Genomic DNA, 16,673 nt, shown 5'->3' with positions numbered 1-16,673 from the left:
GTTAGACAATAGGACCAGCCCCGCCCCTACCTCTGCGTGTCGCCCACAGCATGCCGCCCGGTTCCATCCCCGTCCTGCTGATCGAAGACACGCCGTCGCTGGCCCGTGTCTATGCGGAATATCTGAAGAAGGAATCCCACGCCGTCATCTCGGTGGAAACCGGGGCCGACGCGCTGGCGCAGCTGAACGACGGCGCGCCGATGGTGGTGCTTCTGGACCTTCAGCTGCCGGACATGAACGGAATGGAGGTGCTGAAGCGCATCGACGCCCAGGCCCTGCCCTGCGCGGTCATCGTCATCACCGCGCATGGCTCGGTGAAGGCGGCGGTGGAGGCGATGCGCTACGGCGCCTATGATTTCCTGGTGAAGCCCTTCTCGGCCGACCGGCTGGTGGTGACGGTCCGCAACGCGATGGAGCGGCTGCGGCTGGCCCAGCTGGTCGACACCTTCGAGAAGGACCTGAACCGCGCCCGCTACCACGGCTTCATTGGTTCGTCGCTGGCGATGCAGGCGGTCTACCGCATCGTCGACAGCGCCGCCTCCTCCCGCGCCACCGTCTTCATCACCGGCGAGTCGGGCACCGGCAAGGAGGTCTGCGCCGAGGCGATCCACCGCCAGAGCCAGCGGGCGGCAAGGCCCTTCATCGCCATCAACTGCGGCGCCATCCCGAAGGATCTCATGGAAAGCGAGATCTTCGGCCATGTGAAGGGCAGCTTCACCGGCGCGGTGTCCGACCGCGAGGGTGCTGCGTCGCGCGCCGACGGCGGCACCCTGTTCCTGGACGAGATCTGCGAACTGGCGCCCGACCTGCAGACCAAGCTGCTGCGCTTCATCCAGACCGGCACCTTCACCCCCGTCGGCGGGTCGAAGCTGGAGAAGGTCGACCTGCGCATCGTCTGCGCCACCAACCGCGACCCTCTGCGCGAGGTGGAGGAGGGGCGCTTCCGCGAGGACCTCTATTACCGCCTGCACGTCATCCCCATCCACTTGCCGCCGCTGCGCGAGCGCGAGGACGACGTGCTGGAGATCGCCCGCCACTATCTGGCGGAATTCGCGAAGGAGGAGAAGAAGGGCTTCGCCCGCTTCTCCCCCGAAGCGGAACAGGCGCTGCGCCACTATCATTGGCCGGGCAACGTTCGGCAGTTGCAGAACGTGGTGCGCATCGTCGCGGTCCTGCATGACGGCGACACGGTGACGCCGGAGATGCTGCCGCCGCCGCTCGGCACGCCGCAGCCGCCGGTCCCCGCCGCCGCGCCCGTTGCGGCGGCGGCCGGCGCCGCACCGGCACCGGCACCGCGCCCGCATGTCCCGCCCTCCCCGGACTCCATCAAGCCCCTGTGGGAGGTGGAGAAGGACGCCATCGAGGACGCCATCGCCGCCTGCGACGGCAACATCCCGCGCGCCGCGGCGCTGTTGCAGATCAGCGCCTCCACCATCTACCGCAAACGTCTGGCCTGGCAGGCCGAAGGGAAGCTCTAACCCTTTATTTCGGCAAGAAATTCCTGTTCATATCAGGAATCCGCCAAGAAATGGGCTAATACCCTTCGACAAGGCTCCGTCGCCTTGGTCGTAATTCCTCTCCGGTTTTCGCCATCCTTTGTCCTATGCCGTGAGACGGAATTGCCCGCAACCACAGCATGCGGCTAGCCTCCCCGCACAATGTCTTGGTTCCGCTTGCCCGGCAAACCTCACGGCGCGTCCGATGCCGGCGATCCCGGACCCGATCGGTCTTGAAAAGACCGTTCGCAGAGACCCGTTCGCAGTGACTAGGGGGAGGCCCATGACAAACGGCACCGTCAAATGGTTCAACACTACCAAAGGTTACGGCTTCATCGCGCCGGAAGCCGGTTCGAAGGACGTCTTCGTGCACATCACCGCGGTCCAGCGCTCCGGCCTGCATGCCCTGTCCGAAGGCCAGCGCGTCCAGTTCGAGGTCGCCCGCGGCACCAACGGCAAGGATTCCGCGGTGAACATCAGCGTCGTCGAGTGATGCGGTTCCGTTAGGTCAGACCGGATATCCGGCGGCGCGGTAGGCCGCGATGGCATCCCCGGCCAGCCGGGAGATGTCGCTGCGCAGCCCGTCCACCGCGTCCGCCGCTTCCCTTCCCCCGACTCCGCGGGCTGAGGCTCCGCGGCCGAGGCCCGGCAGGCCATCTCCAGCGCACGGGCGGTTGCGCAGAGCGCGCGGGCCCCGAAGGTGCCGGCGGTGCTCTTCAGCGTGTGCGCCTCGCGCGTCAGGACGGCGCGGTCGGTTTCCGCCATGATGCGCGCCACCCGCTCCCGCGTTTCCTCCACGAACTGCCGCAGCACGTCGGCCAGCAGGTCCGCCTCCAGGTCCTGGGCCAGCTGGGCCAGCACCTCGCGGTCCAGCACCTCGCCCGCCGCTTCGGGGGCTGCCGGGGCGCAGGGACCGAAGCCGGCCGATACATCGGCGGACTGGGAGGCGTGCAGCCATTTTTCCACCGTTTCCAGCAGCAGCGCCCGGTCCACCGGCTTGGCGACATGGTCGTTCATGCCGGCGTCCTGGCAGCGGACGCGGTCGGCCTCCTCCGTGTCGGCGGTCATGGCCACCACCGGAACCCGGCCGGCCCGCCCCGGCAGGTCGCGCAGCAGCCGCGTGGCGGTCAACCCGTCCATCTCCGGCATCGACAGGTCCATCAGGATCAGGTCGTAGCCGCCGGCCTGCGCCGCCATCAGCGCCTCCAGCCCGTTGTTGGCGGTGTCGGCGCGATGGCCGGCCTGGGCCAGGATGGCGGTGACCAGCATCTGGTTCAGCGGGCTGTCCTCCACCACCAGAATCCGGCAGGGTGCGGACCGGAGGTCCGTGGGGAGAAGCGACGGCGGCGTCCGCTCAGTCATCGCAAGCATGCTCCGCAATGAAGAAGGCGCCAGTGTAAGGGGGCGGCCTTGCCGGTGCAAAGCCCCGCTCCATGTTTGCGGACGGGCGGAATTCGCGGATATCCGCGGCCCGACGCTTCAAATCGGCGCGGTCCACCGGTATGGTGGCGCGCTTGGCCGGCGTCCGGACCCGATGCCGCCCACCTGGCTCCAGCTTCCCTTCGACTTCAGGCAGTGCCGCAGACGATGACCAAACTGAACACCTACCGCTCCGGTCCCGACGAGCGCGGGCATTTCGGAATCTTTGGCGGCCGTTTCGTCGCCGAGACGCTGATGCCGCTGATCCTGGAAGTCGAGAAGGCCTATCGCGAGGCGCGCGCCGATCCCGCCTTCGAAGGCGAGATGCGCCAGCAGCTGAAGCAGTATGTCGGCCGCCCCAACCCGCTCTATTACGCGGAACGCCTGACCGAGCAGCTGGGCGGCGCCAAGATCTACTTCAAGCGCGAGGAGCTGAACCACACCGGCGCGCACAAGATCAACAACTGCATCGGCCAGATCCTGCTGGCGCGGCGCATGGGCAAGACCCGCATCATCGCCGAGACGGGCGCCGGCCAGCATGGCGTGGCGACGGCGACGGTCTGCGCGCTCTACAACATGCCCTGCGTCATCTACATGGGCGAGACCGACATCGCCCGCCAGCAGCCCAACGTCTTCCGCATGAAGCTGCTGGGGGCGGAGGTCCGCGCCGTCACCTCGGGCGGGCGGACGCTGAAGGATGCGATGAACGAGGCGCTGCGCGACTGGGTCACCAACGTCGCCGACACCTTCTACATCATCGGCACCGCCGCCGGCCCGCATCCCTATCCCGCCATGGTCCGCGACTTCCAGTCGGTGATCGGCGACGAGGTGCGCACCCAGATGCAGGAGCTGGAAGGCCGGCTGCCCGACAGCCTGGTCGCCTGCGTCGGCGGCGGCTCCAACGCCATCGGCCTGTTCCATCCCTTCCTGGACGATCCGTCGGTGCAGATGATCGGCGTCGAGGCCGCCGGCCGCGGCATCGAGAAGGGACCGCTCGACCATGCCGCCTCGATCAACGGCGGGCGTCCGGGCGTGCTGCACGGCAACCGCACCTACCTGCTGCAGGACGAGGACGGCCAGATCCTGGAAGGCCACTCGATCTCCGCCGGCCTCGACTATCCCGGCATCGGGCCGGAGCACAGCTGGCTGCATGACGTCGGCCGCGTCGAATACGCCTATGCCACCGACCAGGAGGCGCTGGACGCCTTCCAGCTCTGCGCCCGCACCGAGGGCATCATCCCGGCGCTGGAATCCGCCCACGGCCTTGCCGAGGTCATCAAGCGCGCACCGAAACTGCCCAAGGACCACCTGATGGTGCTGTGCCTGTCGGGCCGCGGCGACAAGGACATCTTCTCCGTCGCCAAGCATCTGGGAGTGGAACTGTGAGTGCCGACATTTTGGCCGATGGCCGCATCGCCCGCCGTTTTGCCGCACTGAAGGCGGAGGGGCGCGCCGGTCTGGTCACCTTCATCACCGCCGGCGATCCCGATCCCGCCGTCTCGCAGGCGGTGCTGGACGGCCTGCCGGCCGCCGGCGCCGACCTGATCGAGCTGGGCATGCCCTTCACCGACCCGATGGCCGACGGCCCGGCGATCCAGGCCTCCTCGCTGCGGGCGCTGAAGGCCGGAATGACGGTGCGCAAGACGCTGGAGATGGTGCGCGGCTTCCGCAAGAAGGACGCCGACACGCCGATCATTCTGATGGGTTATTTCAACCCGATCCACGCCTATGGGGTGGAGCCCTTCCTGGCCGCCGCGCGCGAAGCCGGGGTGGATGGCCTGATCGTCGTTGATCTGCCGCCGGAAGAGGACGAGGAGCTGTGCCTGCCGGCGGTGAAGGCCGGCGTCAACTTCGTCCGCCTGACGACGCCGACGACCGACGAGGCGCGCATGCCGGCCGTGATGCGCAACACCTCGGGCTTCGTCTATTACGTGTCGATCGCCGGCATCACCGGCACCGCCAGCGCGTCGAACACCGCCATCGACGCGGCGGTCGCCCGGCTGAAGCGCCACACCAACCTGCCGGTCGCCGTCGGTTTCGGCATCAAGACGCCGGACCAGGCCGCCGAGGTCGCCCGTGTCGCCGACGCCGCCGTGGTCGGCTCCGCCATCGTCACCCGTCTGGCCGACGGTCTGGACGCGTCCGGCGCGGTCAAGCCCGGCACGGTCGAGGATGTGCTGGGCTTCGTCGGCGAACTGGCCGCCGGGGTGCGCGCGGCGCGGGCGTAGCCTATATACGGGGGAGCGGGCGCCACCGGGAGACCAGCCATGGCCTATCTCTACATCGACGACGATGAGCCGGAGAAGCCGCTTCCCAGCCGGGAGGAGGCGGAGGCCGAGATCGCCGATTGGAAGCGGCGGATCGACGCCCTCTATGACGAGGTTGTCGGCTGGCTGCCGCCCGGCGAGGGCTATGAGGTCGACCGTTCCCGCCTGCTCCCCCGGCATGAGAACATGCAGAAGATCCTGGAGCTTCCCGGCTACGAGATCCCGCTGCTGCGGATCCGCCGGGACGGCCGGGACATCCTGATGTTCCAGCCCGATGCCCGCTGGGTCCTGTTCACCCGCGGCCGGGTCAAGCTGTATGTCGGCACCATCCGTGCCGGCGACCGCCTGCTTGCCAAGGAGGCGGATGCCGAAGGGCCGGAGTGGAAATACCGGACGACGGGCGGCTGGCAGCCGGGCGGAAGGCCCTGGGATCGGGAGTGCCTGCTCGATCTTCTGCGGGAGGTCGGGTGAAGGACTTTGCCGATACCTTACTGGCGTTCGAGATTTCCAGCGAAAATCTGGATCGTATCCGGCAGGATGAGCTGGTCTTGAAAGGCGATCCGGATAGCGTGAAGCATCTGGACCGTCTGGTGCTCGTCAACCAGCAGGCCTTCTTCATCCTGTTCATCGCCTTGTTCGAGGCGGAGATGAACCGGGTGGCCGCCGCGTTGATCGACCGGATGAAGCAGCAGGCGGACTGGCGGGACCGCCGGGTCTGGGACGATCTGGAGCATCAGCCTGAACGGATCCGCAGCATTCCGGTCATGCGGAAGCTCGCATTGCTCACCGACAAGCGCGGAGCCGTTTACAGGCGCATCAAAGAGCTTTACGACATCCGCAATCGAATCGCCCATGGAACCCTGCTGACCGAAGAGATCGACGTCGCCGAGGTTGCTGATGAACTCCAGCTCTTCGCCGCCGGTCTGAACGAGGCATCATGAACTGGCTTACCAACTACGTCCGCCCCAAGATCCGCGCGCTCTACGCCCGGAAGGAAGTGCCCGACAACCTCTGGCACAAGTGCCCGAGCTGCGAGTCGATGCTGTTCCACCGTGATCTGGAAGAGAACCTGCACGTCTGCCAGCATTGCGGCTTCCACATGCGGCTCGACCCGGTCAAGCGGCTGGAGTCGATGTTCGACGACGGCGCCTACGAGGCCGTCGAGCTGCCGAAGTCGGTCGCCGACCCGCTGAAGTTCCGCGACCAGAAGCGCTATACCGACCGCCTGAAGGAAGCGCAGACCAAGACCGGCCGCACCGACGCCATCGTGGTGGGCGAAGGGCGCATCGGCGGCCATGCCGCCGTGATCGCCGCCTTCGACTTCGGCTTCATGGGCGGGTCGATGGGCATCGCCGTCGGCGAAGGGCTGCTGACCGCCGCCCGTCTGGCGGTGGCGAAGAACGCGCCGCTGATCGTCGTTCCCGCATCGGGCGGCGCCCGCATGCAGGAAGGCATCCTGTCGCTGATGCAGATGCCGCGCACCACCATCGCGGTGGAGATGGTCAAGGAAGCCGGCCTGCCCTACATCGTCGTGCTGACCGACCCGACCACCGGCGGCGTCACCGCCAGCTTCGCCATGCTGGGCGACATCCACATCGCCGAGAAGGGCGCGCAGATCGGCTTCGCCGGCGCCCGCGTGATCGAGAGCACGATCCGCGAGACCCTGCCGGAAGGCTTCCAGCGCTCCGAATATCTGCTGGAACACGGCATGGTCGACATGGTCGTCCACCGCCGCGACCTGCGCCCGACGCTGGTCCGCACCATCGGCCTGCTGATGACCCCGCGCATCGATGCGGTGGAGCCGGAGGACCTCGACCTGACCGCCGCCCAGGCGGCCGACGGCGAGCCGGCCCATATGCCCCAGCCGGGCACGCAGCCGACGGCGGCCCAGCCGGTTTCTACCCAGCCGGCCGCCGCCCAGCCGGCGGCTCCGGTCCAGGCCGGCGACGACTGACCGGCACCTCTCCGCCCACCCGACCAGAGACGATCATGACCGACGCCTCCCTTCCGCTGGCCAACCCGCCCGCCAGGCCGGCCGCGAACCGTTCCGACCCGGTGCTGGCCCGGTTGAAGGGGCTTCACCCCAAGGTCATCGACCTGTCGCTGGATCGGGTGCACCGTCTGCTGGCGGCACTGGACCATCCGGAGCGGAAGCTGCCGCCGGTGGTCCATGTCGCCGGCACCAACGGCAAGGGGTCGACGGTCGCCTTCCTGCGGGCCATGCTGGAGGCGGCCGGCTACCGCGTCCATGTCTACACCTCTCCGCACCTCGTGCGCTTCCACGAGCGCATCCGGCTCGCCGGCCGGCTGATCGACGACGATCATCTGGCTGCCCTGCTGGAGGAATGCGAGATCGCCAATGCCGGCAACCCGATCACCTTCTTCGAGGTGACGACGGTCGCCGCCTTCCTCGCCTTCTCCCGCGTGCCGGCCGACGTGGTCCTGCTGGAGACCGGGCTGGGCGGTCGGCTGGACGCCACCAACGTGGTGGCGAAGCCGGCGGTGACGGCGATCACCCGCATCTCCTACGACCACCGCCAGTTCCTGGGCGATTCGCTGCTGGAGATCGGCAGCGAGAAGGCCGGCATCTTCAAGCCCGGCGTCCCGGTGGTGCTGGCCCCGCAGCCGGAGGCCGATGCGCTGAGGGCGCTGAAGCTGCGCGCCAACGCCATCGCCGCCCCCATCCAGAGCTGGTCGGTGCAGGAGCGTGTGGACGGCTTCCGTTTCGAGAGCGCCAAGCGGCAGCTCGACCTGCCGATGCCGGGTTTGGCCGGTGTCCACCAGATCACCAATGCCGGCGTCGCCATCGCCTGCCTGGACCACCTGCCGCTGGCGGTGGACGACGAGGCGGTGCGCAAGGGCCTCGCCACCGTCGAATGGCCGGCGCGGCTGCAGCGCCTGACCCGCGGCCCGCTGGCCGAAAGCCTGCCGCCGGGCTGGGAGCTGTGGCTGGACGGCGGCCACAATGATTCGGCGGGCGAGGTGCTGGCCCGGCAGGCGGTCGACTGGTCGCGCGGCCAAACGGGCGGCGGGGCCGCCCTGCCGCTGTTCGTGATCTACGGCATGCTGTCCAGCAAGGACCCGTTCGAGTTCCTGGGACCGCTGGCCCCCTTCACCCACTCCCTGCGGGCGGTGGCGATCCCCGGCGAGGAGGCCAGCTTCACCGCCGAGGAGTCCTGCGAGACCGCCAAGCTCTGTGGCATCCGCGACCATGCGGCCGCCGACAGCGTCGACTCCGCCCTGGCCGACCTCGTGGCCAATCGCCCGGGTCCGGCGCGCGTCCTGATCTGCGGCTCTCTCTATCTTGCCGGTACGGTGCTGGCGGAGAACGGCTGAGATCGGCATGATCGGGGGCGGGGTTGTCCTGCCGCCGAACGGGTGAAGGTCCCATGGTGCAAACGGGTCCGACGACCGCGATCCTGGCTGCCGTGCTTTTCGGCGTCAGCACGCCGCTGGCGAAGCTGCTGGTCCAAGACCTGTCGCCCTGGATGCTGGCTGGCCTGCTGTATCTCGGTTCCGGGATCGGCCTTGGGCTGGTCCGGCTGGTCCGCGGGCTGGCGACCTCGCCGATGCGGAGCGAACGGAGCATCCGCGGCACCGAATGGCTTTGGCTGTTCGGCGCCGTCCTTGCCGGGGAGTCGCCGGACCGGTGCTGCTGATGTCCGGCCTGACGGCCACGCCGGCCTCCACCGCCTCGCTGCTGCTCAATCTGGAAGGGGTGTTCACCGCCCTCCTGGCATGGTTCGTCTTCCGGGAGGGCTTCGACCGGCGGCTGGTCGCCGGCATGGTCGCCATCGTCGCGGGGGCGGCCGTGCTGTCCTGGGGTGGACCGCTGGATATCGCAAGCGGCTGGGCCGGGGGATGGGGACCGGCCGCCGTCGCCGCCGCCTGCCTGATGTGGGCGGTGGACAACAACCTGACCCGCAAGGTCTCGCTGGCCGACCCCATGCACATCGCCACGATCAAGGGGCTGGTCGCCGGCAGCGTCAATGTCGGGATCGCCCTGGCCCTGGGCGACGGCCTGCCTGCGGTGCCGACGATGGTCGCAGCCATGCTGGTCGGGCTGCTGGGCTACGGCGTCAGCCTCGTCCTGTTCGTGGTCGCCCTGCGGCACATCGGCACCGCGAGGACCGGCGCCTACTTCTCCACCGCCCCCTTCGTCGGCGGCATCGCCTCTCTGGCGATGTTCGGGGAGCCGTTGACGGTCGGAATGGTCGCTGCGGCGGTCCTGATGGGGATCGGCGTCTGGCTGCACCTGACAGAGGATCACGACCATGAGCATGTGCATGAGGAGATCGAGCACGATCACCCGCATGTCCATGACGACCATCATCGGCACCATCACGACGGCCCGGTGACCGAGCCGCACAGCCACCGGCATCGTCACACGCGTCTGCGGCACCGGCATGCCCATTTCCCCGATGCCCACCACGTCCACACGCACTGAGGCATGGACCGGGCGGCCGGTGGGGCATGCATGGAAACCGGGAGACTATCGGTTTGTCGCGGCAAAGCCGCTGGGGCAGGGACGAACCGTCAAAACAAAAAGCGGGCCAGATGCCGTTCCCGGCAACGCCCGCTGACAATCGATCAACTTACCTCACCCTTCCAAGGAAGGGGAAAATGGTGGAGCCGAGGAGGATCGAACTCCCGACCTACGCATTGCGAACGCGTCGCTCTCCCAGCTGAGCTACGGCCCCACACTCACACCGTGGCGTCTTCGTCGCCCCGGCGTGGCGCGGATATTGTCCATGACGGGGGTGCTGTCAAGCGCTTGATTCAGAAAAAATGAAGCGCGGGCGCAACGGCCCGGGACAGGCCCCGGCCCCGGCGGCGTTCCGGTCTATGCGCCGCAGGCCACCCGGCCTATCGGCGGGCCGCCGTACTGGACAGGTCTCTCCGCTTATGCTTAGGGTGCCCGGAAAAGGCTGGCGCCCGCTTCGCAGTGCGTTGCGCGCGGCCATCCCAAAGAACCGCTATGGAGCTGGGCCGGCATGATCGCGCTGTATATGCTCATCAACACCATCCTGGACCTGTTCTTCTGGGTCCTCATCCTGTCGGCGATCCTCAGCTGGCTGGTGGCCTTCAATGTGGTGAACACGCGCAACCGCGCGGTCTATCTGATCGGCGACTTCCTGTACCGCATCACCGAGCCGGTGCTCCGCCCGATCCGCCGCGTCCTGCCCAACATGGGCGGCCTGGATCTGTCGCCGATCGTCGTGCTGCTGGCGATCACCTTCATCCAGAACCTGATGGCCCAGTACTGGCCGCGCTTCTGATGGCGGCGGCTTCCTCGCCGATGGAGGCCGTGTCAGACGGCTTGCGGGTGGCGCTGAGGGTGACGCCCAAGGCGTCGCGCAACGCGGTGACCGGCACGGCCGAAACGGCGGGTGGGGGGCGTGTCCTGAAACTGGCGGTCACGGCGGTGCCGGAAAACGGCAAAGCCAACGAAGCTGTCATAAAACTGTTGTCGAAGGCATGGAAACTGCCCAAGACCAGCCTGACGGTGGTGGCCGGCGCCACCGACCGGAACAAGATTTTGCATGTGGCGGGCGACCCGGCGGCATTGCTGGCCCGGCTGTCGGCCCTGATCGACGATGTGGGTAGCGAGGGTGGAGAGTAGCATGGCGGACGCGAAGATCATCGACGGCAAGGCCTTCGCGGCCGGCCTGCGCGCGCGGGTGGCGGACGGTGTGGCGGCGCTGAAGGCCAGCCATGGCGTCACCCCCGGTCTGGCCGTCGTGCTGGTCGGCGAGGATCCGGCCAGCCAGGTCTATGTCCGCTCCAAGGAACGGGCCCTGGTCGAGCTGGGCATGAACAGCTTCGACCATCACGAGCCGGCCGACATGGCCGAATCCGACCTGCTGGCCCTGATCGACCGCCTGAACGCCGATCCGGCCGTGCACGGCATCCTGGTCCAACTGCCGCTGCCCCGTCATATCGACAGCCAGAAGGTTCTGGCCCGCATCGTGCCGGAAAAGGACGCCGACGGCTTCCACGTCGTCAATGCCGGCCTGCTCGCCACCGGCCAGCCGGGCGCCATCGTGCCCTGCACGCCGCTGGGCAGCCTGCTGCTGATCCGCGACACGCTGGGCCGCGACCTGAAGGGCAAGCGCGCCCTGGTGCTGGGCCGCTCCAACATCGTCGGCAAGCCGATGGCCCAGCTGCTGCTGCAGGCCGACTGCACGGTGACGATGGCCCATTCCCGCACGGTGGACCTGCCGGAGGAATGCCGCCGCGCCGACATCCTGGTGGCGGCGGTCGGCCGGCCGGAGATGGTGCGCGGTGACTGGATCAAGCCGGGCGCCACGGTGATCGACGTCGGCATCAACCGCGTCGCCGCGGCGGAGCCGGGCAAGACCCGTCTGGTCGGCGACGTCGCCTTCGACGAGGCGGTGAAGGTCGCCGGCGCCATCACGCCCGTCCCCGGCGGCGTCGGCCCGATGACCATCGCCTGCCTGATGCTGAACACGCTGGCCGCCGCCTGCCGCGCCGCCGGCGCGCCGGTGCCGGAGGAAGCCGCCCAGGGGATCGCGCGTTGATCACCGTCCACGCCCGTGCCGAAGACGGGCGGGTGGTGCGCCAGCCGCTCGAACTCGGTGAAGAACTGCCGGTCGGCGCGGTCTGGATCGACCTTCTGCGCCCGACGGAAGCAGAGCGCGCCCATGTCGGCGCGCTGACCGGCTGCGACCTGCCGACGCGCGAGGAGATGAAGGAGATCGAGGCCTCCAGCCAGCTCTACGTGGAAGGGGAGGGGATCTACATGACCTCTCCCATCATCTCGCGCGCCACCTCGCCCCATCCGGAACAGGGCGAGCTGACCTTCGTGCTGACCCCGCGCCACCTCATCACGCTGCGCTACACCGAACCGCTGCCGGTCATCACCTTCGCCGCCCGCTGCGTCCGTCAGCCGGAACTGCTGGCGACGGGGGAGAGCGCGCTGTTCGGCCTGCTGGATGCGGTGATCGACCGGGTGGCCGACGTGCTGGAACTGGTCGGCGGCCGCATCGACGAGCTGTCGGCCCGCGTCTTCGACGATTCGCTGGATGGCGGCGGCTTCGGCAAGGCCGCGAAGAAGCCGGACGAGTTGCAGGACGTGCTGCGCGGCATCGGCCGGGCCGGCGACCTGACCCATAAGGTGCGCGACAGCCTGGCCGGCCTCGACCGGCTGGTGGTGTTCATGACCTCGGTCAGCGGCGGCCGGCTGAACAAGGAACAGAAGACCGCGCTGAAGACGATGACGCGCGACTTGCGGTCCCTGACCGAGCATGCCGGCTTCCTGGCGCACGAGGCGAATTTCCTGCTCGACGCCACGCTGGGCCTGATCAACATCGAGCAGAACGCCATCATCAAGATCTTCTCGGTCGTCTCGGTGGCGCTGATGCCGCCGACGCTGATCGCATCGGCCTATGGCATGAACTTCAAGCACATGCCGGAACTGGAGTGGGATTTCGGCTATCCCATGGCCATCCTGCTGATGGTGCTGTCGGCGGTGGTCCCGCTCTGGTACTTCCGCCGGCGCGGCTGGCTGTAGCATCAAGGAAACCCCGCCGATGACGACCATCCTGCCCGACGCCGCCCTCGACGCACTTCTGGCGCAGGATGTTCCCTACGGCGACCTGACCACCGACTCGCTGGGCATCGCCGCCTCTCCGTCCCGCATGACCTTCGCCGCCCGCGGCGCCATGGTGCTGGCGGGGACGGAGGAGGCGGCCCGGCTGGTGGAGAAGGCCGGCGGCCGCGTCCTGCGCGTCGAGGCCAGCGGCACGACTGTGGATGCCGGGGCGGTCTTCCTGGAAGCGGACGGTCCGGCGGGATCGTTGCATCGGGCCTGGAAGGTGGCGCAGACGCTGGTCGAATATGCCTCCGGCATCGCCACCCGCGCCCGGCGCATCGTCGAGGCGGCTCCCGGCGTCACCGTCGCCTGCACCCGCAAGAACTTCCCCGGTGCCAAGGACATCAGCGTCAAGGCGGTGCAGGCGGGCGGGCGGTGATGCACCGGCTGGGGTTGTCGGAAACGCTGCTGGTCTTCCCCGAACACCGGGCCTTCCTGACCGAGCCGCCGGAATCTTGGATCGCCGGACTGCGCCGCAAGGCTCCGGAAAAGAAGATCGTGGTGGAGGTCGGATCGGTGGAAGAGGCCGTGGCCTTCGCGAGGGCCGGCGCCGACGTGATCCAGCTGGAAAAGCTGCCGCCCGATGCCGCCCGCGCGGTGATCGAGGCGACGCGCGGCCTGACACCACCGCCGGTGGTTGCCCCCGCCGGCGGCGTGACCGAGACGAATGCCGCCGCCTATGCTGCGGCCGGCTGTCGCCTGCTGATCACCTCCGCCCCCTTCTTCGGCCAGCCCGCCGACGTGAAGGTGGTGCTGGAGCCGGCGTAACGCAGCCCCCGCGACGGCACGTCGCAGTTCCCTTAATTCCTGTTTTTGCGAGCAAAAGCGCTTCCGCAATACCTATGCGTGCGCCAGAGTGGCGGCGCGGACGGGATGGCGGATTGGCCGCCATCCCCGCCGCTTACGAGGAGCGAAGAGGATGTCGCAAATCCTCAAGCTCCTGATCCTCATGCTGGAGATCGTCAAGCGGCTGCTTGACCTCTGCCGGTAAGGATCGGGCCGGCGGGCAGGGGATAGGCGCCCCTGCCCGCCAAGCCTGATATTGCCCTATCCGTACCTGTAGTCAACCGCCGGTATAGGAACCCTCACGCCGCCAGCCCGCCGCCCAACTCGATGCGGACCTCCACCACGCCGGGCTCGTCCAGGTTCTCCTTGCGGACGAAACCCAGGGCGCGGCACATGTTCAGCATGTTGGTGTTCTCGCGCAGAACCTCGCCATAGACCTCCTTGATGCCGCGCGAGCGGGCGTAGTCCAGGATCTTGTTCATCAGGATATAGCCCAGCCCCTGGCCCTTCATGTCGGACCGCACCATCACCGCATATTCGGCGCGGCGGTTGTCGGGATCGGCGGTGATGCGCACCACGCCGTACATGATGGTGTCGCCGGTCTGTGGATCGGGACCGACGGCGATCAGCCCCATTTCGCGGTCGTAGTCGATCTGGGTCAGACGCGCCGCCGCCTGGTGCGACAGTCGTTTGAGCGGGGCGAAGAAGCGCAGGCGCAGGTCTTCGGCCGTCTGGTTCTCCACCAGATGGTGCACCAGCGGCTCGTCCTCCGGCAGGATCGGGCGGACCAGGAACTGGCGGCCGTCCTTGATGGTGATGCGATCCTCCAGCGCCTTCGGATAGGGGCGGATCGCCAGCCGCGCCGCGCCGGCCAAGGCTGGCACGCCGACCTTGATGCGGGCGTCCAGCGCCATCACGCCGTTGGCGTCGGCCAGCAGCGGGTTGATGTCCATCTCCGCGATCTCGGGGAAATCGACGACCAGTTGGCTGACCTTGTTGAGCGTCAGCGAAACCGCGTCGAGATCGACCGCCGCGCGGGAGCGGAAGCCCTGCAACTGCCGATAGATGCGGGTGCGGCTCATCTGCTCGGCCGCCAGCTTCATGTTCAGCGGCGGCAGGGCCAGCGCGTAATCCTCCACCACCTCAACGCCGATGCCGCCTTCGCCGAACAGCAGGACCGGGCCGAACATCTCGTTCTCGGTCATGCCGACGATCAGCTCGTAGGCGTCGGGGCTGACGGCCATCTCCTGCACGGTGAAGCCTTCGATCTTCGCCTCCGGCGCCAGTTCGGCGACGCGGGCCAGCATGGCTTCCGCCTCCGCCTTCACGTCCTCCGGGCTGGCCAGGCCCAGCGCCACGCCGCCGACGTCGGACTTGTGGGTGATGTCGTGCGACAGGATCTTCAGGGCGATGGGGCCGCCGATGACGCGGGCGGCGTTCGCCGCCTCCTCCGGCGTTTCGGCGACGCGGGTGTCGACCACCGGGATGCCGTAGGCGGCCAGCACGCGCTTGGCCTCATACTCGCTCAGCCACTCACGCTTTTCGGCCATGGCGCGGGAGATCACCTTCTTCACGGTGATCTCGTCGGGCTGGAAATCCTCCGCCACCGACGGCGGGGTTTCCATCAGCAGTTCCTGGCTGCGGCGGTAGCGCACCAGGTGCATGAAGGCGCGCACCGCGTCGGACGGGCCGTTGTAGGTCGGGATGCGCCCGTCGGCGAACAGCTTGCGCGCCTCCACCGCCGACTGGTCGCCGATCCAGCTGGTCAGCACCGGATGGCGGCGGGCCTTGTTGGCCTGCACCGTCTCCGCCACCGCCTGGGCGATGGCCTCGCTGTCGGTCAGGGCGGATGGGCAGTGCAGGACCAGCACGGCGTCGTTGCTGGTGTCCTGCATCAGCGCGTTCAGCGCCTCGGCATAGCGCTTGGGCGTGGCGTCGGCGCCGATGCGCAGCGGGTTGCGGAAGGGCGCCCCGCCCGGCTGGGGGCCGAGCACCTTGGACAGCGCCTCCTGTGTCTCCGACGCCAGGGCGGCGAGCCGGCCGCCGGCCTGGATCAGCTTGTCGGTGGCCATCACGCCCATGCCACCACCGTTGGTCAGGATCGCCAGCCGGTCGCCGGTGATCGGCACCCCGGTGCCCAGCGTGCCGGCGGCGTCGAACAGCTCGGCCAGATCGTTCACCCGCAGCACGCCGGCCCGGCGGAACACCGCGTCATAGACTGCGTCCGACACCGCCAGCGCCCCGGTGTGGGAGGCCGCGGCCTCCTGCGCCTCGTCGGAGCGGCCGGCCTTGATGACGATCACCGGCTTCTGGCGCGAGGCGGAACGGGCGGCCGACATGAATTTGCGGGCGTGCGTGATGCTCTCGATATAGAGCAGGATGGCGCGCACCGTGACGTCGGAGGCCAGATAGTCCAGCAGGTCGCCGAAATCCACGTCGCCGCGGTCGCCCAGCGACACCAGATGCGAGAAGCCGATCCCGCGCGAGGTCGCCCAGTCGGCGATGGAGGTCAGAACCATCGAGCTCTGCGCCACCAGCGCCACGTCGCCCTTGCGGGGCGCCACCGGCGCGAAGCTGGCGTTCATGCCGCGGCCCGGCACCATGGCGCCCAGGCTGTTGGGACCCAGCACCCGCATCAGATAGGGCTTGGCCGCGTCCAGCATCGCCTGGGTCTGGTCGGCGGACATGCCGTTGGTCATGACGATGGCGGCCTTGGTCCCGCGCTTGCCCAGCGCGTCGATGGTCGCCGCCACCGTGTCGGGGGCCGTGCAGATGACGCCCAGGTCCGGCGTAATCGGCAGGCTGTCCACCGTCTTGTAGGTCAGCACCCCTTCAACCGCACGTTCGGTCGGGTTGACCGGCATCACCGGCCCGTCGAATCCCGCCTGGAACAGGTTGCGGGCCACCACCGCACCCACCGTGCCGGGTTTGCGGCTGGCGCCGATCAGGGCGATGGAGGCGGGCTTGAACAGCTTGTCGAGGTTGCGAACGGTCATGACCGGATCCGGTGCTGGGGAAGGCGCCGGCCCCAGTCTGCCACGGGATGCCGACGGTTTTGATGACGAACAGCGCAGGCCCGGACTTTCATCC

At 68.4% G+C, this 16,673-nt stretch carries 17 protein-coding genes, 1 tRNA gene and 1 pseudogene; 16 read left to right on the top strand and 3 right to left on the bottom strand.

The window, feature by feature from the left end:
- Window positions 1-50 precede the first annotated feature (50 nt).
- Window positions 51-1,478, top strand: a complete 1,428-nt coding sequence (locus AB8P05_RS08610) for a sigma-54-dependent transcriptional regulator (protein WP_472757645.1) — start codon at window positions 51-53, stop codon at window positions 1,476-1,478.
- Window positions 1,479-1,779: 301 nt separating this feature from the next.
- Window positions 1,780-1,989 carry a cold-shock protein gene (locus AB8P05_RS08605; protein ID WP_014249082.1) on the top strand — a complete coding sequence of 70 codons (210 nt, stop codon included), beginning with the start codon at window positions 1,780-1,782 and terminating at the stop codon, window positions 1,987-1,989.
- A 185-nt stretch (window positions 1,990-2,174) separates the two neighbouring features.
- Here the strand turns inward: AB8P05_RS08605 and AB8P05_RS08600 are convergent.
- Window positions 2,175-2,765: pseudogene (locus AB8P05_RS08600) on the bottom strand (response regulator); the annotation flags it as partial.
- Between the two features lie 318 nt (window positions 2,766-3,083).
- Between AB8P05_RS08600 and trpB the strand changes: the two are divergent.
- The 8 genes from trpB to AB8P05_RS08560 are packed head-to-tail and all read left to right on the top strand — an operon-like array spanning window position 3,084 to window position 9,629.
- Complete coding sequence (gene trpB / locus AB8P05_RS08595; protein ID WP_472757644.1) at window positions 3,084-4,301, top strand: tryptophan synthase subunit beta; 1,218 nt, start codon at window positions 3,084-3,086, stop codon at window positions 4,299-4,301.
- A complete protein-coding gene (trpA, locus tag AB8P05_RS08590; RefSeq protein WP_472757643.1) occupies window positions 4,298-5,143 on the top strand; it encodes a tryptophan synthase subunit alpha in 846 nt (281 codons plus the stop codon). The genes trpB and trpA overlap by 4 nt, the downstream gene beginning before the upstream one ends.
- 39 nt (window positions 5,144-5,182) lie before the next feature.
- On the top strand, window positions 5,183-5,653 hold the full coding sequence (locus AB8P05_RS08585) for a hypothetical protein (RefSeq protein WP_472757642.1): 471 nt from the start codon (window positions 5,183-5,185) through the stop codon (window positions 5,651-5,653).
- Window positions 5,650-6,123: a hypothetical protein gene (locus tag AB8P05_RS08580; protein WP_472757641.1), complete on the top strand. Its 474-nt coding sequence runs from the start codon at window positions 5,650-5,652 to the stop codon at window positions 6,121-6,123. The genes AB8P05_RS08585 and AB8P05_RS08580 overlap by 4 nt, the downstream gene beginning before the upstream one ends.
- Entirely contained in the window at window positions 6,120-7,136 is a 1,017-nt protein-coding gene (accD, locus tag AB8P05_RS08575) for an acetyl-CoA carboxylase, carboxyltransferase subunit beta (RefSeq protein ID WP_472757640.1), read from the top strand. Before AB8P05_RS08580 ends, accD begins: the two co-directional genes overlap by 4 nt.
- Before the next feature lie 35 nt (window positions 7,137-7,171).
- Window positions 7,172-8,518 carry a bifunctional folylpolyglutamate synthase/dihydrofolate synthase gene (locus AB8P05_RS08570; protein ID WP_472757639.1) on the top strand — a complete coding sequence of 449 codons (1,347 nt, stop codon included), beginning with the start codon at window positions 7,172-7,174 and terminating at the stop codon, window positions 8,516-8,518.
- A gap of 53 nt (window positions 8,519-8,571) precedes the next feature.
- A complete protein-coding gene (locus tag AB8P05_RS08565) occupies window positions 8,572-8,841 on the top strand; it encodes a hypothetical protein (protein WP_472757638.1) in 270 nt (89 codons plus the stop codon).
- Complete coding sequence (locus AB8P05_RS08560; protein WP_472757637.1) at window positions 8,841-9,629, top strand: DMT family transporter; 789 nt, start codon at window positions 8,841-8,843, stop codon at window positions 9,627-9,629. The genes AB8P05_RS08565 and AB8P05_RS08560 overlap by 1 nt, the downstream gene beginning before the upstream one ends.
- A 177-nt stretch (window positions 9,630-9,806) precedes the next feature.
- Here AB8P05_RS08560 and AB8P05_RS08555 read toward each other — a convergent pair.
- Window positions 9,807-9,882: transfer RNA gene (locus tag AB8P05_RS08555), tRNA-Ala, on the bottom strand.
- 294 nt (window positions 9,883-10,176) lie between these two features.
- Between AB8P05_RS08555 and AB8P05_RS08550 the strand changes: the two genes are divergently transcribed.
- From AB8P05_RS08550 to AB8P05_RS08525, 6 genes are read left to right on the top strand one after another with little or no spacing between them, the layout of a single operon-like run.
- Window positions 10,177-10,461 (top strand): YggT family protein, encoded by a 285-nt coding sequence (locus AB8P05_RS08550; RefSeq protein WP_455172817.1) that lies wholly within the window; start codon window positions 10,177-10,179, stop codon window positions 10,459-10,461.
- On the top strand, window positions 10,461-10,805 hold the full coding sequence (locus AB8P05_RS08545) for a DUF167 domain-containing protein (protein ID WP_472757636.1): 345 nt from the start codon (window positions 10,461-10,463) through the stop codon (window positions 10,803-10,805). The genes AB8P05_RS08550 and AB8P05_RS08545 overlap by 1 nt, the downstream gene beginning before the upstream one ends.
- Window position 10,806: 1 nt before the next feature.
- Window positions 10,807-11,724, top strand: a complete 918-nt coding sequence (folD, locus tag AB8P05_RS08540) for a bifunctional methylenetetrahydrofolate dehydrogenase/methenyltetrahydrofolate cyclohydrolase FolD (protein ID WP_455172815.1) — start codon at window positions 10,807-10,809, stop codon at window positions 11,722-11,724.
- Complete coding sequence (locus AB8P05_RS08535; protein WP_472757635.1) at window positions 11,721-12,716, top strand: magnesium transporter CorA family protein; 996 nt, start codon at window positions 11,721-11,723, stop codon at window positions 12,714-12,716. Before folD ends, AB8P05_RS08535 begins: the two co-directional genes overlap by 4 nt.
- Window positions 12,717-12,735: 19 nt before the next feature.
- Window positions 12,736-13,176, top strand: a complete 441-nt coding sequence (locus tag AB8P05_RS08530) for a beta/alpha barrel domain-containing protein (protein ID WP_472757634.1) — start codon at window positions 12,736-12,738, stop codon at window positions 13,174-13,176.
- Complete coding sequence (locus AB8P05_RS08525; protein ID WP_472759324.1) at window positions 13,176-13,565, top strand: beta/alpha barrel domain-containing protein; 390 nt, start codon at window positions 13,176-13,178, stop codon at window positions 13,563-13,565. The genes AB8P05_RS08530 and AB8P05_RS08525 overlap by 1 nt, the downstream gene beginning before the upstream one ends.
- 317 nt (window positions 13,566-13,882) lie before the next feature.
- Here the strand turns inward: AB8P05_RS08525 and AB8P05_RS08520 are convergent, their stop codons facing one another.
- Entirely contained in the window at window positions 13,883-16,579 is a 2,697-nt protein-coding gene (locus AB8P05_RS08520; RefSeq protein WP_472757633.1) for a bifunctional acetate--CoA ligase family protein/GNAT family N-acetyltransferase, read from the bottom strand.
- Window positions 16,580-16,673: the final 94 nt, after the last annotated feature.

The sequence above is a fragment of the Azospirillum sp. VT-I1 genome (assembly GCF_055698305.1).
This window is presented reverse-complemented; position numbering and strand designations above follow the sequence as displayed.

Bases quoted from the DNA above. Each gene is read 5' to 3' on its own strand.
- AB8P05_RS08530 (WP_472757634.1), top strand. From the start codon at position 12,736: ATGACGACCATCCTGCCCGACGCCGCCCTCGACGCACTTCTGGCGCAG.
- AB8P05_RS08520 (WP_472757633.1), bottom strand. From the start codon at position 16,579: ATGACCGTTCGCAACCTCGACAAGCTGTTCAAGCCCGCCTCCATCGCC.
- AB8P05_RS08570 (WP_472757639.1), top strand. From the start codon at position 7,172: ATGACCGACGCCTCCCTTCCGCTGGCCAACCCGCCCGCCAGGCCGGCC.
- AB8P05_RS08610 (WP_472757645.1), top strand. From the start codon at position 51: ATGCCGCCCGGTTCCATCCCCGTCCTGCTGATCGAAGACACGCCGTCG.
- AB8P05_RS08545 (WP_472757636.1), top strand. From the start codon at position 10,461: ATGGCGGCGGCTTCCTCGCCGATGGAGGCCGTGTCAGACGGCTTGCGG.
- accD (WP_472757640.1), top strand. From the start codon at position 6,120: ATGAACTGGCTTACCAACTACGTCCGCCCCAAGATCCGCGCGCTCTAC.
- trpB (WP_472757644.1), top strand. From the start codon at position 3,084: ATGACCAAACTGAACACCTACCGCTCCGGTCCCGACGAGCGCGGGCAT.
- AB8P05_RS08560 (WP_472757637.1), top strand. From the start codon at position 8,841: ATGTCCGGCCTGACGGCCACGCCGGCCTCCACCGCCTCGCTGCTGCTC.
- AB8P05_RS08585 (WP_472757642.1), top strand. From the start codon at position 5,183: ATGGCCTATCTCTACATCGACGACGATGAGCCGGAGAAGCCGCTTCCC.
- AB8P05_RS08525 (WP_472759324.1), top strand. From the start codon at position 13,176: ATGCACCGGCTGGGGTTGTCGGAAACGCTGCTGGTCTTCCCCGAACAC.
- AB8P05_RS08565 (WP_472757638.1), top strand. From the start codon at position 8,572: ATGGTGCAAACGGGTCCGACGACCGCGATCCTGGCTGCCGTGCTTTTC.
- AB8P05_RS08550 (WP_455172817.1), top strand. From the start codon at position 10,177: ATGATCGCGCTGTATATGCTCATCAACACCATCCTGGACCTGTTCTTC.
- AB8P05_RS08605 (WP_014249082.1), top strand. From the start codon at position 1,780: ATGACAAACGGCACCGTCAAATGGTTCAACACTACCAAAGGTTACGGC.
- folD (WP_455172815.1), top strand. From the start codon at position 10,807: ATGGCGGACGCGAAGATCATCGACGGCAAGGCCTTCGCGGCCGGCCTG.